Here is a 14,773-nt window from a genome sequence, read left to right on the forward strand (position 1 = left end):
CCCAATATTTTTTATTGTGTGTTCTTGCGAAACTACACTAGACGCCCTGTTTGATAAAGATTTTTAGCAATGCGGTGAACTAAGGTAGTACTTATTTATCCATATCCATCAGATAACATGATTAGCATACGATACAGTCATGAAGGTACCGATTACGCCTATGAACATAACCCATAGATACTTGGTTGAAGGTTTGGTTTTTACCAGTTATGTGCTCTTTGCGATGGCATGGGTTGGCGGGACTGCCAGCATGAGTAACATAATGGCTTCAATGCATATTGATAGCCTAGCTTCTGCCAGTTTTATAAGTGGTGCGGTAACGTTAGCCAAAATTGTCGGCACGTTTGGCGCCGCTTATTTAGCGGTTAAAGTGGGGGTTAAGTATGCTTTTTTATTCGCCTCATTATTAATTGTGGTCGGAATTGTTACCCCTTACGCAACCCATTACGAGCTGCTATTGGCAAGCCGATTTTTAATGGGCTTAGGTGGCGCTTTTATGATTGTTTACTTTAATCCTATTGTGATGCAATGGTTTGCACCTGCCGAACGCCCGTTGATAAATGGCTTAAATGCGGTGGCTTTTAACGTTGGCACTGCGATTGTACTGTGGGGCATGACCAGTATTAATGACATTACCGGCGGCTGGAAAAGTAGCCTGGTGTTGTTTTCGCTTGCCAGTTTAGTACTTGCCATTCTGTGGCTGCTAGTAAAGTTTGACTCTCCGGCTGAGGTTAATCACGCAGCAGGATCAGAACCCGCAGAATATGGCTATATGGACGGGTTAAAAGACAAATTTAATTGGCTCTACGCGTTTACCTATTCTGGGCTGCTGTCGTTTTATATCTGCCTATTCACTTTTTATCCGCAAGCGGGTATTAGTCAAAGTAAGTGGGTGATTGGTTTTGGCATTGTCGGCACCATAGCGGGGATGTTATACAGCCGAAAAAATCCAATGCGCCTTCCCATTATTCGTTTAAGCGGGCTGATTATTTTTATTACAGTACTAGGTTTGTCATTTAGCTCCCAGCCTTGGTTACAAATTTTATGTGCGATGGTATTAGGCTTTTTTATCTTTTTCCCGATAACCGCATTAGTGTCTATTCCTCATGAATTACCGCAGATGACAGGGCAAAAAATTACTGTGGTGTTTAGTTTGTTCTGGTCGATGAGTTATCTCGTGTCGACTATTGTTTTGTGGATATTTGGCAAGTTAGTGGATATGAATGACGGCAGTTACACCAGTTCATTTTTGATGATTACTTTGCTTACCGGCACGGTATTTGTAGGCAGTTATTTTCTACCTGAAACGGGTAAACCTAAGGAGTCATAATAATGAGAGGCACTGTGTCTGCTAAGTTGACTGATTTTCTGGCCCAGGCAAATAGTAATATCGCCTTGGCTAAGCAAAATAATATCCAATTTACCCCAAGTATACTGCGGGAAAACTTAAACAAACTAAGCGGGTTAATGAGTGACTCTCCAGCGGTGACTTACATTGCAGATAAAACGCTTACCTTAACAGACCGCAGTATTAACGTAAGAGTATACAGCCCAGCCCCAAACACGGCTTTGCCTGTGCTAGTGCATTTTCATGGTGGTGGGCATATGTGTGGCAGCGTAGAGTTGTACGACCCCATTTGCCGCCACCTTGCCAGTATTGCTCAGTGTGTGGTGATTTCTGTTGAGTATCGCTTGGCGCCAGAATATCCTTATCCAGCGGGTATCGATGATTGCGAATATGCATTAATTCATTACGCAGATTTACTCGATGATGTTAAGTATTTGCCCAAGGTTACTATCATTGGTGACAGTGCTGGTGGCGCCATTTGCACCAGTTTAAGCATGAAAAGTTTGACTGATAAACGGATTAACATCGATCAACAAATTCTCATTTACCCAAGTGTCGATTACACATTAACTAGCCCATCATTAGACAGTAATGGCACTGGTTTTTTACTCGAAACAACGCGTATTAAATGGTATTTCGAACAGTATTTTCAATCTACTGATGCCAATATCATCAAACAGGCTTCACCTTTATTAGGGCCGATGTCAGCGCAGTTACCTAAAACGCTTATTTTTACAGCCGGCTGTGACCCACTTCGTGATGAGGGCATAGCTTATGCTAAGGCGTTAACTGCAGTTGGTGTTGATGTTGAGCATCATTCGCTTGACGACATGATCCACGCCTACATGTTACTGCACGATCTCGTTAAAGATGAATGCATGAAAACCTACCTTTACATCGCTAAGTTTATGGCCAAGGTTTAACTGCAGTACCCACAGCCAGTTGTTTTTGACAATAAAAAGCCCTTATCGATATGAATAAGGGCTAACACTTAATATGAGATTGCCTGCTATAAAATCAATAACCCCAAGCTTATTGTGCTGTCCAGGCACCATCCATGGGTAATGCTGCGCCGGTAATGCCTTTTGCAGCGCCGCTACAAAGAAACAATACAAACTCACCTATTTGTCTTGGTGCTAGCATTTCTGGTAAGGGTTGTTTTGCGGTAACCAATTGATATTTAGCCTCGTCAAAACTGAGGTTTTTGCCGCTTGAAATACTGTCAATTTGTTTGCCTATAAGCGGTGTATCAACCCAACCTGGGCATATAGCATTAACCGTAATACCTTGCTCTGCACACTCAATTGCCACCACTTTGGTTAAGCCCACAATGCCATGTTTTGCTGCGCAATATGCCACTTTATTTGCTGAACCCACTAAGCCATGTACCGAGGCAATATTAATAATTCGCCCCCATTGTTTATTACTCATTGCTGGAACAACTTTTTGGATGGTATGAAAGGCAGAAGATAAGTTAATTGCGATGATGTCGTTCCACTTTTCAATCGGAAAGTTGGCCACATTTTGAGTGTGTTGAATGCCTGCGTTATTGACTAAAATATCAATAGCGCCTAATTGGCCCACGGCCGCGTCCATAAACTCATGTATACAGGCAGGGTCTCTTAAATCGGTATTGCTAAAACAGGTATTTATTTGGTATTTAGTCGCAAATTCAGCGGCTAATGCCGTGCCTTCAGCTTGGGTCATCAAACCATGTAATACGATATGGCAACCTTGTTCAGCCAGTACATGTGCAGTGGCTAAGCCTATACCGCTTGTTGAGCCGGTGATCAGTGCTACTTTCCCTTTTAGTCCCGTGTGTAACGTCGACATAGTATCGGTTCCTCAATCCAATTTAGTACTTTCAGGGTAAAGTAATTTAGGCACAATTTAATTGGCACCTTAGTACCATATAACATTTGTCAATTTGGAATGTAGATGAATGAGCTACTACCAGTTAATTGGCTCGCCTTGCCAGTCGAGGTAGCTGGCTTCGCCATCGGGCTCACTGTTGTCCATAATCTGGTGAAGTTGGTTGGCGACAAAGGCTGGGGTAAAAAGCTTGCCTTGAGGTACGTTGGCTTGAAACGGTTTTGATAATGGCGTGTCGGTGGTGCCGGGGTGAAACGCAATTAGCTTCACGCGTTTAAGGCGTCTAGCAAATTCTACTGCCGTGGTTTTAATGAGCATGTTTAATGCTGCTTTTGAGGCGCGATAACCATACCAACCGCCGAGGCGATTATCTGAAATACTGCCGACTCTGGCACTCAATATGCTGATAACACATTTTTGCTCACCGCTGACTTTGTGGCGCGCTTGCGACAACAATGGCGTGAGGGCGCTTAGCCATAACATGGGTACAATACTGTTGGCATAAAAGAGCTGCTCTAACGAGTGTGCATTAATATCTTCTATGCGTTTTTCTGGCATTAAGCCAGGCTCTTTTTTGTTGATGTGCTGGTTTTTACTGTGCAAAATACCATTACACATCACTATGCGTGTCACTGTGCCTGCAATGGCCGCAATGTCGGTAACACATTGTTCTATTGAGGCTTGTTGATAATCACAGCTAAAGTGCTGGTGGTTAATACTTCCCATTAGCTCATTGTCTGTTAGCTCATTGTCTGTTAGCTCATTGTCTGTTAGTTCAGGCAATTTAATGCTGGCCTGACGGCTAATGGTAATGATTTGTAACGACTCTGCGACAGGTAAGTTTGGCTGCTTTGCGTGTTGATTACAGGCTTGCTCGATAAACGCCTTGGCAATAAAGGATGATGCACCAATTACAATTATAGTCTTGGTTGACGTTGGTTCACTCATGCGCTTTGCCCTTATTTAATCTTGCAGTTGCCGTTATCACAACGTTTTTGCCCCGTAAGTAAATAAGATATGCGGTAGCGATTACGGGCAAAAGCCAGGTAGGCCAAGTCAGCAACAGGTTTAATCACTGGCAGACGTAGCAGTTTTACCCAGCCGTGTTTACCGGTTAAGCCCCATGCTTTGGCGGTAACATCTAAACCATAAATCCAACTGCCATCGGCTTGCAGGCCATGCAATATGGTGTTGGCTTGCTCTACATCTAACTCAGGGAATCGGTGATTAATATCTGCTGCGTTAATGTCTTCAAGACCAATGCGGTTTAAGCTGTCATAACGCTTAAGTTGCTGCATTTCATTAAGGCACAGTGGGCAGGTGCCATCGTAAAAAATAGTCAGTTCCATTATTAACCCCGTGTAACGATTATGTCGATTATACGCATCAGAACCCTAACTAGTTTACCTTTATTGTCAGTCGCATTGATCGTTTAAGATTTATGATCTTTTTATTTCGTCATGGCGTATAGATTAAAAACAATCCACTAGGGCTCAATAATGCCATTAAGCCAAGCCATCATTAATATCACTAATTTACGTTTACGCACCTTTATTGGTTTTAACCAAGACGAACGCGAAAAACAGCAAGATGTGGTGATCAATATTGAAATTCATTACCCCGCAGATCGATCGTTTCAAACCGACGATGTTGCCGATGCACTAAACTACAAGATAATCACCAAAAAAGTGATTCAGCATGTAGAAGAAGGTCGATTTTTATTACTCGAAAAACTGGTAGCAGATGTACTCGATATTTGCCGAGAGCATCCAAGCGTAACGTTAGCTCGAGTGACTATCGATAAACCCCATGCACTGCGTTTTGCCGACTCTGTTTCGTTGTCTTTAGAGTACCGCAGTTAACCTATAGATTAAGGATGTTATTATGACCACCATTAATGACATAACTCGCGCCGAGTTGTCTGCTGAAGCAATAAAAGTACAACAGGCGTTAGTCGCCCACGGCCTTGAAACGCCGCTTGTGCCAAGTGACATGACCAGCGAGCAAAAATATCAGCGTATTAAAGGCTTAATGACAGAAGTTGTCTCAACGCTTGGGCTTGACTTAACCGACGACAGTTTAGCTGAAACGCCGCACCGTATTGCTAAAATGTACGTCAACGAAATTTTCTCTGGCCTTGATTATGCTAACTTTCCTAAAATCACCCAAATCGACAATAAAATGGGCGTTGAAGAGATGGTGAAAATTAGCAATATCAGTGTGGTGAGCACCTGCGAGCATCACTTTATTACCATCGATGGCTTAGCAAAAGTGGCTTACATTCCTAAAGGTAACATTATCGGTTTATCTAAAATCAACCGTATAGTGCGCTTTTTTGCTCAGCGGCCACAGGTGCAAGAGCGCCTGACCCAGCAAATTTTAGTGGCGCTGCAAACCTTGCTCGAAACAGAAGACGTTGCAGTGAGCATTAATGCCACCCATTACTGCGTTAAATCCCGCGGAATTATGGACACCTCATCAAGCACCCAAACCACTGCGCTTGGCGGTTGCTTTAAAGCGAATCCAGCGAGTCGTGCTGAATTTTTAGCGTAATGTTATTCGGGTTACTTCAATTTATTTAATGGCTTCAACACGTCCCCGAGTTGAGGCCATTTTTATATGAAAAAGTTTAATCCTTAACGTTTATGATAAATACTTACCATAAGCACTTAATTTGCTTATGATAAGTACCAAGTCTTCAATTAAAAGATAAAGAGAATATTATGGAACGCACAATACTGATAACCGGTGTAGGCAAGCGAATTGGTTATGCTCTAGCCAAATATTATTTAGCCCAGGGTCATCATGTTATTGGCACTTATCGCACTCATTACGACAGCATTGAGCAGTTAGGTAAACTTGGAGCCAGTTTACATTCGTGCGACTTAACCGACCCCGCCGCGATTGATAAACTTATTGCTCACATCAATCAGCATCATGATCGTCTTGATACTATTATCCACAACGCCTCAGACTGGTTGCCAGACAACAGCGGTTTAAGCCCAGCCGACACCATGACACGTATGATGCAAATTCATGTTTCGGCGCCTTATCAAATCAACCTCGCTTTAGCGCCATTATTAATAGCGACAGCTGAAACGTACGACGACAATATCGGTGCCAGCAATATTATCCATATCACAGATTATGTTGCTGAAAAGGGCAGTAAAAAGCACATTGCTTATGCTGCCAGTAAAGCGGCATTGCATAATATGACCTTGTCGTTTGCCAGTTTGCTAGCCCCGCACGTTAAAGTGAACTCCATTGCCCCGGCAATGATTTTATTTAACGAACATGACGATGATGCCTATAAAGTCAAAGCGCTAGCAAAAGCGATATTGCCTAAAGAAGCCGGTAATAATGAAATTATTAGCCTCATTGATTACCTCGAAGGCAGCCACTATGTTACTGGCCGCAGTTATGCTGTCGACGGTGGCAGGCAGTTAAAATAGGCGTCAATAATCTTCAAATTATAAGGTGTGCAGCAACTCATGTTCGAATTTACTATAGACTTCTAGATGGCTAGTTGGTAGTGTGGATATTAAACAATATCCACACTCGCACTTATCTTGAGGAAGTCACTATGTCTGCAGAAAACATGAAGCTGGAATCACTGGCATTACACTATGGCTACGAGTCCGAAGCCACAACAAAAGCCGCAGCGGTACCGATTTATCAAACTACCTCGTATACCTTTGACGATACCCAGCATGGTGCAGACCTATTTGACCTTAAAGTCGCAGGCAACATATATACCCGCATTATGAACCCAACCACCAGTGTATTAGAGCAACGTTTAGCGGCGATTGAAGGCGGTATTGGTGCGCTGGCTGTGGCATCGGGTATGGCAGCCATTACCTATGCGATTCAAGCTCTCACTCAAGTAGGCGATAATATTGTTAGCACTAGCCAACTGTATGGCGGTACCTATAACTTATTTGCTCATACTCTGCCACGCCAGGGCGTTGAAGTGCGTATGGCGGCATTTGATGACTTTGACGGCCTAGATGCATTAATTGACGATAAAACTAAAGCGCTATTTTGTGAGTCGATTGGTAACCCTGCCGGTAACATCGTCGATTTACAGCGTCTGGCTGATATTGCCCACAAGCATGGTGTACCACTGATTGTAGATAATACTGTGGCTACCCCAGTATTATGCCGCGCGTTTGATCACGGCGCCGACATTGTTATTCATTCATTGACCAAATACATTGGCGGTCACGGTACCACTATTGGTGGGGTGATTATTGATTCAGGTAAGTTTGACTGGGTTGCCAATAAAGAACGCTTTGCAATCCTCAATGAGCCAGACCCGTCTTATCACGGCGTGGTATACACCGAAGCTTTTGGCCCTGCCGCTTACATTGGCCGATGCCGTGTTGTGCCACTGCGTAATACCGGTGCAGCCTTGTCGCCACAAAGCGCTTTTTTACTGCTGCAAGGGCTCGAAACCTTAAGTCTTCGTATGGAACGTCATTGCAGTAACGCCCTTGCGCTTGCAGAGTTTTTACAAAAACACCCAAGTGTCAGCTGGGTCAATTACGCAGCTCTGCCAGACAGTCCATACAATGCCACATGCCAAAAAATCACTGGCGGTAAAGCGTCAGGCATTATCAGTTTTGGTATTAAATCTGCTAATGCAGAAGCGGGTAAAATTGCGGGTGGTAAGTTTATTGATGCGCTGCAAATGGTGCTGCGCTTAGTTAACATTGGTGACGCTAAATCGCTAGCTTGTCATCCTGCCAGTACCACTCACCGCCAACTTAGCGGTGCAGAGCTAGCCAAAGCCGGTGTATCAGAAGATCTCGTGCGTATTTCGGTAGGTATTGAGCATATCGACGACATTATTGCCGATGTAAGCCAAGCACTTGATAAGGCAATTGTGTAAGGTTATTTTTAGTCTAATCATTTAACTAAAAAGCCCCATCAATAACGTGTATTGATGGGGCTTTTTATGATCAAAAAAACTCGTCACTTAACGGCCAATCGTCTCGTTGGGGTAATAATCACCGGCAACGGTATATCCCAAAAGTCGGTAGGCACCTGGCTCACTTCTTGGCAGTCGTGGGCAAAACCAACGGCTAATGGTTTGTTGTCTTTTACGTGTGCTAAGGTGCGGTCGTAATAACCGCCGCCCATGCCCATGCGGTTTCCGTGATGATCAAATGCCACTAAGGGGGTTATGATCATATCGAGCTTATCGAGGGTGATCACATGCTGTACATTCAATTTAGGTTCGCTAATACCGTATTGGTTTTTAACCATCACTGAGTCACGTGCGTAACGCACAAACAACAAGTGGCCTTTACAAAATGGATGGATAAGCGGCAGGTAAACATTGATGTTTAACTCCCATAATGCATCAATTAATTTTTGCGTGGCTAATTCGCCGTCATGGGTTAAATATAGCGCCACATGTTGTGCCGATTGCGTCTGGATTTCAGCTAGCATGTGTCTACTGGCAATTAACGAAAATTGAGTTTGCTCTTGCGGGCTAAGACTATTGCGCTCCTGGCGTACATGGCGACGAATATTATCGCGGCTCATGTTGGTACTATCAAACAGCGGCTCTTGTAACTCAGAAGGGCTGGCAAAATAGCTAATACTTGCCGAAGAGGTTGACGTAACCGGACGGTTGTCTGTGTTAGTCATAAAACGTGTGATGGTCATAAAATTAGGATGCTCCCCAAAATACCGCTGCCGGCGTAGCCCTTGAACCGTAGGTTCAAGGCGGGTAAATGTTCATTTCCTAAGGCTTCTCGATACGAGCCGAGCATGCACAATGTCAATGAAAGCATTCACCCTGGGTTTGTAAATATCGGCACAGGGACATAGCCAACTCGCGCATATCCCAGGGAGCAAAACAGGGTAGAACTAAGCTACGCTTAATCCTGAATACTTAGTTTAGTCATCCTTGCGGCTTCGTTCAATCAACGATGTCTCTAATGTTGATTGTAACAACGAAATACGCTCATCCATTTGCGCCATATACTGTTTGTTTTTTTGTTTTTCTTCGTACAACTCATTGCCAATATTAAGTGCGGCCATAATAAGCAGCTCTTCACGGCTTAAATTGTTAGTACGTGACTTTAAGGTAGTCAGTTGGTTTTCAATTTCTCTGGCAACAGTGCGTAATGCATCTTCACGTCCTTTCGGACAGCCAATAGAGTAGGTGCGCCCTAAAAGGGTTATATCAACAGCGCTGTTACTCATAATATCGCCCCAATCCTTAGTCAGTCCGCGAACTATATAGGGCTGAATTTAAAAGCGCAAGGCAACAGCAAGGGTTTTTAGCTATTTGCTGTTTGAGTGAACAAATCGACTGCGACTATTCACAAATTTGACCACAATTAGCGCTAGTATTTGGAGCATGATACTAACTCTGCTAGCATTGAGACTGATATTGCGCTATTAGGAATAAACCATGGCAACCCCACCTTCATTATGTATCGAAAATCTAAAAAAAGCCTTAGATGCGGCCGAAATTGGTCAGCACCCTGTTGAAGTGCATGGCGCACTTGTTGGGCTTATATGTGGTGGTGTAAAACAAGATAATCTCGCGTGGTTAAAACCCCTAGTCGAGTTAATGAACGACGGCCAACCGCTAGAGGCAAATTTGCAGCAATTAATTGCTGAACTTTATCAAGACACAGTGGCTCGTTTGGCTGATTTTGAATTTGGTTTTACCTTATTACTGCCAGAAGAAGAGGTGTCGCTCAGCCATCGCGTTGAGGCACTTGCGTTATGGACTCAAAGCTTTTTAACCGGCATTGCAATTATTCAACCTGAATTAGCAAAATCGTCGCCAGACGTTCGCGAAGTAATTAAAGATCTCGCTGAAATAGCTCAGGTTGAATTTGATGTTGGCGATGATGAAGAATCAGAAACCGCTTACATTGAGCTGCAAGAGTTTGTCAGAATGTCGGCCATTTTATGTTACTCAGAGTTTGGCCTAGACATGCCATTAAATGACACCGACAACTCATCGATTATCCATTAATTTACAGCAGTGATAAAAGCGGCGCAGCCTATGACTACAGCAAAGCATTCAACTCAAGTAAACGCCGTTGACATTGCCATTGTCGGTGGTGCAATGGCTGGGGCGACACTAGCCCTAGGGTTAGCAAAATTATCAGTATCCCTTAAGCGCACGCTGCGTATCGCCTTAATCGAAGCCCACGTGGCCGACCACAACCACCCAGGGTTTGATGCCCGCTCTATTGCCATAGCGCATGGGTCTATTTTTGAGTTAAGCCGATTAGGTATTTGGTCAAAGCTTAAGCATTTAGGTACCCCGATTGAAAACATCCATGTGTCTGATCGCGGCCACTTTGGTATGACCGAGCTAAATGCTAAACCATTAGGATTAGACGCGCTCGGGCAGGTGGTTGAGCTGGCACGAGTGGGTAAAGTGTTATTCGACGAGTTAGCTAAGTCTCAGGTTAATGTATTTTGCCCCGCCAAAGTCACCAGTTTGCAGCCCCAACAAAATGGCCACTTATTGTCGTTAGATGATGGCAGTCAACTGCATTGCCAATTGCTGGTGGCGGCCGACGGTGCTCACTCTGTGGTACGCCAGCATTTAGGCCAAACCACTGAACAGGTCGACTTTGAGCAAACGGCCATAGTTGCTAATGTCATCACCGATGCTCCTCATCAGCATTGGGCTTATGAGCGTTTTACCCAAACAGGCCCCTTAGCATTATTACCCATGCAATCGGTGCCCTCTGTGGCAAGCGCACAATCACGCTTTTCATTAGTGTGGGCTGTATCGCCTGCTCAAGCCGATGAGCTAAAACAGGCAGACAAAACGGTATTTTTAGACGCACTACAACACGCCTTTGGCCACAGAGTGGGTCGGTTTGTTGATGTAGGCCAACGAGTCAGTTACCCACTCACGCTGTCATACATGCCAAGACCTATTTATCACCGCTGCATATTTGTGGGCAATGCCGCGCAAACGTTACATCCTATTGCGGGGCAAGGGTTCAATTTAGGATTACGTGATGTTGTTGGTTTACTCGAGGTGATTGAAACCGCACTGACTCAAACCCAAGGTGAGGTTGATTTGGGTAATATCCAGCTAATACATCAATATTTGGCTTCAAGACAACGCGATCGTGACAGCACACTGCGCAACATTGAATTTTTAGTCCGTGGTTTTTCAAATCAACATTGGCCATTAGTTGCAGGGCGTAATTTAGGCCTGCGCTTACTGTCTTGGCTGCCGCCACTAAAGCGCCCTGTTGCACAAACTGCCATGGGTTGGCGTTAACTCAATTAAGGTAAGGATTAACCATGTTTTCTACCCAAACATATGATGTAGCCATTGTTGGCGGGGGAATGGTCGGGCTTGCAACCGCCATAGGGTTAGCCAATGCAGACCTTAATGTGGTGGTGATTGATGCTGGCACCACGCAGGCTGTGAGCGGCGCCCCTAAATTACGTGTTAGTGCCATTAATAAAGCGAGCCAGCAACTGCTGGAAAACCTCGGAGCATGGCAATATTTGGACGACAGTCGTGTTAGCCCGTATCAAAAAATGTCGGTGTGGGACAAAGACGGATTAGGCAAAATTGAATTTGATGCTCACAGCATTAGTGAAACCTATTTAGGCTCAATTATTGAAAACGACGCTATAAGCTACGCCCTTGCTAAACGTGCCAGCGAAATTAGCAATCTAACTCACCTAGAAGACCAACGCCTAGAGCGTGTAGCCTTTGGCGAGCGTGAAGCCTGGCTAACCTTAGCCAATGGTGACAACGTAAGCGCAGCCGTGGTTGTGGCCGCAGATGGCGCTAACTCATGGGTTCGCCAACAATGCAGTATTCCATTAACGTTTTGGGATTATGGCCACCATGCCATTGTTGCCACTGTGCGCACAGAACTCGCCCACGACGCAACGGCAAGGCAAGCGTTTTTACCTGACGGGCCATTAGCCATGTTGCCGCTGTATGAAGCTAATTTATGCTCAATAGTGTGGTCAGTGTCGCCCGAGCAATCTGCGCATTTGTTAGCATTAGATGATAGCGAATTTGGCAAGGCATTAACTGCGGCACTCGACGGCCGCTTAGGTGTGTGCCAGCTAGAAAGCGATCGTCAGTCTTTCCCATTGCGCATGCGCTATGCACGTCACTTTGCCCGCCACCGTTTAGTATTAGCCGGTGATGCGGCACATACTATTCATCCGTTAGCAGGTCAGGGGGTTAACCTTGGCTTTTTAGATGCCGCCAGTATTGTCGACACCCTTACCGAGTTACATGAACAGGGCAAAGATTTGGGCGAATATAGCCATTTGCGCGCCCTTGAGCGCTGGCGCAAAGCAGATGCCATGGAGATGATTGCCACTATGGAAGGCTTTAAAAGATTATTTGCAGGCAGTCACCCACTTAAAAAAGCCATTCGTGATATTGGTCTAACGCTGGTCGATAATGTCGCTGGGCTGAAAACAGTGTTCATCAAACAGGCTATGGGTAACAAAATGACATTACCTAAACTTTGTCGTGGATCAATTTCGTCATAGCTAATGTAGAAACTTGTTTAATATCAGACAATACAGCTAAATCAGTCAGTTTATTGTAAAAAGATGTGTAAAAAAATTACAGCAATGGATTAGCTAAACTAATGCGATAGTCGTCGGATTAGAAAATTTTTTTGTATACAAAACAGGTCTGCGGAGTATAATTTTGACCGCATTTTATCAAAGACCTACACAAGAAAGGCCTCAAAAAAAGGGATAATAATGGCTAGCAAAACTGTACTTTTTAACAAGCATTTAGAATCAAAAGCCAAAATGGTTGATTTTCACGGTTGGGAAATGCCAATTAACTATGGCTCTCAAATCGAAGAACACCACGCTGTGCGTCAAGATGCGGGCATGTTCGACGTATCGCACATGACAGTAGTTGACGTGACCGGCAATGACGCTTGTGCCTTTTTACGTAAGTTACTTGCTAACGATGTTGCCAAACTCACCGTACCAGGCAAAGCTTTATACGGCGGCATGCTAGACGAAAACGCCGGCATCATCGACGACCTTATTACCTATTATCTTAGCGACACGCATTACCGTGTAGTGGTTAACTCCGCTACCCGCGACAAAGACTTAACCTGGATAAACAAACAAGCCGCAGCATTTGATGTTGTGGTTACCGAGCGTCCAGAGCTTGCCATGATAGCCGTACAAGGCCCTAACGCTAAAGCGAAAGCAGCACAGGTGTTCAGCGCTGACCAAAACGCAGCCTTAGAAGGCATGAAGCCATTTTTTGGCGTGCAGTCAGGCAGCTTATTTATTGCTACCACCGGTTACACTGGCGAAGCAGGCTACGAGATCATTGTGCCAGAAGCCGAAGCAGAAGCCCTATGGCAAGCACTACTAGATACAGGCGTTAAGCCATGTGGCTTGGGTGCGCGTGATACATTACGTTTAGAAGCCGGCATGAACCTATACGGTCAAGACATGGATGAGTCAATCAACCCATTGGCAGCAAACATGGGCTGGACCGTGGCATGGGAGCCAAGCGAACGTGATTTTATAGGCCGTGCAGCACTGACCGAAATTAAAGCGGCAGGCACGCAAAAATTAGTCGGTTTGGTCATGGAAGAAAAAGGTGTTTTACGCCATGATATGCCTGTGTTCTTTACCGATGCAGAAGGTGTTGAGCACCAAGGTGTTATTACTAGCGGTTCGTTTTCGCCAACATTAGGCTACTCGATTGCCATGGCTCGTGTACCAAGTGGTATTGGTGCGACAGCCGAAGTTGAAATGCGTAAAAAACGCGTTACAGTAAAAGTGATCGCACCGAGCTTTGTACGTAATGGCAAACAAGCTTTTTAAGCTTTAGCAATGCTGTTTATTGTGCATTGTTACAGGCAACAATGCATTATTGACTAAAGTCGGGTTGTCGTTTACCCCAAAAGAATTTATTGATTAAGCACTAGAACATCAGATAAAGGAACAACAACAATGAGCACTATTCCAGCAGACTTGAAATATGCATCTTCGCACGAATGGATCCGTCAAGAAGACGACGGTAGCTATACCGTTGGTATTACAGAGCATGCTCAAGAACTTCTTGGTGATATGGTATTTGTAGAATTACCAGAAGTAGGCGACACGGTAACTGCTGGCGAAGATTGCGCAGTAGCAGAATCAGTTAAAGCGGCATCTGACATCTATGCACCTATTTCGGGTGAAGTGATTGCCGTAAACGAAGCATTAGAAGACTCTCCAGAGCTAGTTAACAGCGATGCTTACGGCGACGGCTGGTTCTTCCGTGTGATGCCATCTGACGAATCAGAAGTTGATTCATTATTAGATGCTGACGGCTACCAAGAAGTGATTGACGAAGAATAATCGCCAATAACACAGGAAGCTCCCTTGGGAGCTTCTTTGTTATATAACGATAAAAGTGCTGCGTTTAACGTATTGTCGTTTTGTTATACAAAGTAAGTGGCTCAAAGAAACCACTCACGGCAAGCGTTTGCAGTATGAATAAACCCTTAGCGGGTTAGTTACGTATTACACGTTTTCACCTAATCCAGTTCTGTG

The 14,773-nt window shown here is 44.5% G+C and carries 16 protein-coding genes and 1 other RNA gene; 11 read left to right on the top strand and 6 right to left on the bottom strand.

Annotated features, from left to right (window positions below):
* The first annotated feature begins 160 nt into the window (after window positions 1–160).
* Window positions 161–1,330, top strand: coding sequence for an MFS transporter (locus K8B83_RS06120; RefSeq protein WP_188737881.1), 1,170 nt, complete (start codon window positions 161–163; stop codon window positions 1,328–1,330).
* Window positions 1,331–1,332: 2 nt separating this feature from the next.
* The gene (locus tag K8B83_RS06125; RefSeq protein ID WP_188737802.1) at window positions 1,333–2,271 is read left to right on the top strand and encodes an alpha/beta hydrolase; all 939 of its coding nucleotides are present in this window, start codon (window positions 1,333–1,335) and stop codon (window positions 2,269–2,271) included.
* A 109-nt stretch (window positions 2,272–2,380) separates the two neighbouring features.
* Here K8B83_RS06125 and K8B83_RS06130 read toward each other — a convergent pair whose 3' ends face one another.
* The 3 genes from K8B83_RS06130 to K8B83_RS06140 form a co-directional block, all read right to left on the bottom strand.
* Window positions 2,381–3,181, bottom strand: a complete 801-nt coding sequence (locus K8B83_RS06130; protein ID WP_188737801.1) for a 3-hydroxybutyrate dehydrogenase — start codon at window positions 3,179–3,181, stop codon at window positions 2,381–2,383.
* A 117-nt stretch (window positions 3,182–3,298) separates the two neighbouring features.
* Window positions 3,299–4,168, bottom strand: a complete 870-nt coding sequence (locus K8B83_RS06135; protein ID WP_188737799.1) for an SDR family NAD(P)-dependent oxidoreductase — start codon at window positions 4,166–4,168, stop codon at window positions 3,299–3,301.
* Between the two features lie 11 nt (window positions 4,169–4,179).
* Window positions 4,180–4,569, bottom strand: coding sequence for a thiol-disulfide oxidoreductase DCC family protein (locus tag K8B83_RS06140; RefSeq protein ID WP_188737797.1), 390 nt, complete (start codon window positions 4,567–4,569; stop codon window positions 4,180–4,182).
* A gap of 150 nt (window positions 4,570–4,719) precedes the next feature.
* On the opposite strand from K8B83_RS06140, the gene folX reads away from it, so the two are divergent.
* The 4 genes from folX (at window position 4,720) to K8B83_RS06160 (ending at window position 8,111) form a co-directional block, all read left to right on the top strand.
* Entirely contained in the window at window positions 4,720–5,082 is a 363-nt protein-coding gene (gene folX / locus K8B83_RS06145; RefSeq protein WP_188737795.1) for a dihydroneopterin triphosphate 2'-epimerase, read from the top strand.
* Between the two features lie 22 nt (window positions 5,083–5,104).
* Entirely contained in the window at window positions 5,105–5,773 is a 669-nt protein-coding gene (gene folE / locus K8B83_RS06150; RefSeq protein ID WP_188737793.1) for a GTP cyclohydrolase I FolE, read from the top strand.
* 170 nt (window positions 5,774–5,943) lie between these two features.
* The gene (gene folM, locus K8B83_RS06155) at window positions 5,944–6,672 is read left to right on the top strand and encodes a dihydromonapterin reductase (RefSeq protein ID WP_188737791.1); all 729 of its coding nucleotides are present in this window, start codon (window positions 5,944–5,946) and stop codon (window positions 6,670–6,672) included.
* Between the two features lie 146 nt (window positions 6,673–6,818).
* The gene (locus tag K8B83_RS06160) at window positions 6,819–8,111 is read left to right on the top strand and encodes an O-acetylhomoserine aminocarboxypropyltransferase/cysteine synthase family protein (RefSeq protein ID WP_188737879.1); all 1,293 of its coding nucleotides are present in this window, start codon (window positions 6,819–6,821) and stop codon (window positions 8,109–8,111) included.
* A gap of 83 nt (window positions 8,112–8,194) precedes the next feature.
* Here K8B83_RS06160 and K8B83_RS06165 read toward each other — a convergent pair whose 3' ends face one another.
* The 3 genes from K8B83_RS06165 to zapA form a co-directional block, all read right to left on the bottom strand.
* On the bottom strand, window positions 8,195–8,893 hold the full coding sequence (locus tag K8B83_RS06165; RefSeq protein WP_188737789.1) for a 5-formyltetrahydrofolate cyclo-ligase: 699 nt from the start codon (window positions 8,891–8,893) through the stop codon (window positions 8,195–8,197).
* Between the two features lie 9 nt (window positions 8,894–8,902).
* Window positions 8,903–9,084, bottom strand: a non-coding RNA gene (ssrS, locus tag K8B83_RS06170) — 6S RNA.
* A gap of 43 nt (window positions 9,085–9,127) precedes the next feature.
* Window positions 9,128–9,436: a cell division protein ZapA gene (zapA, locus tag K8B83_RS06175; protein ID WP_188737787.1), complete on the bottom strand. Its 309-nt coding sequence runs from the start codon at window positions 9,434–9,436 to the stop codon at window positions 9,128–9,130.
* Window positions 9,437–9,647: 211 nt separating this feature from the next.
* Between zapA and K8B83_RS06180 the strand changes: the two genes are divergently transcribed.
* From K8B83_RS06180 to gcvH, 5 genes are all read left to right on the top strand, one after another.
* Entirely contained in the window at window positions 9,648–10,223 is a 576-nt protein-coding gene (locus K8B83_RS06180; protein ID WP_188737785.1) for a UPF0149 family protein, read from the top strand.
* A gap of 30 nt (window positions 10,224–10,253) precedes the next feature.
* On the top strand, window positions 10,254–11,498 hold the full coding sequence (gene ubiH / locus K8B83_RS06185; RefSeq protein ID WP_188737783.1) for a 2-octaprenyl-6-methoxyphenyl hydroxylase: 1,245 nt from the start codon (window positions 10,254–10,256) through the stop codon (window positions 11,496–11,498).
* A gap of 23 nt (window positions 11,499–11,521) precedes the next feature.
* Window positions 11,522–12,745, top strand: a complete 1,224-nt coding sequence (locus K8B83_RS06190; RefSeq protein WP_188737782.1) for an FAD-dependent monooxygenase — start codon at window positions 11,522–11,524, stop codon at window positions 12,743–12,745.
* A 219-nt stretch (window positions 12,746–12,964) separates the two neighbouring features.
* Window positions 12,965–14,059: a glycine cleavage system aminomethyltransferase GcvT gene (gene gcvT, locus K8B83_RS06195; protein WP_188737779.1), complete on the top strand. Its 1,095-nt coding sequence runs from the start codon at window positions 12,965–12,967 to the stop codon at window positions 14,057–14,059.
* 129 nt (window positions 14,060–14,188) lie between these two features.
* The gene (gene gcvH, locus K8B83_RS06200) at window positions 14,189–14,578 is read left to right on the top strand and encodes a glycine cleavage system protein GcvH (RefSeq protein WP_188737777.1); all 390 of its coding nucleotides are present in this window, start codon (window positions 14,189–14,191) and stop codon (window positions 14,576–14,578) included.
* Window positions 14,579–14,773: the final 195 nt, after the last annotated feature.

Source organism: Shewanella inventionis (assembly GCF_019931735.1).
GTDB classification, from domain to species: Bacteria; Pseudomonadota; Gammaproteobacteria; order Enterobacterales; family Shewanellaceae; genus Shewanella; species Shewanella inventionis.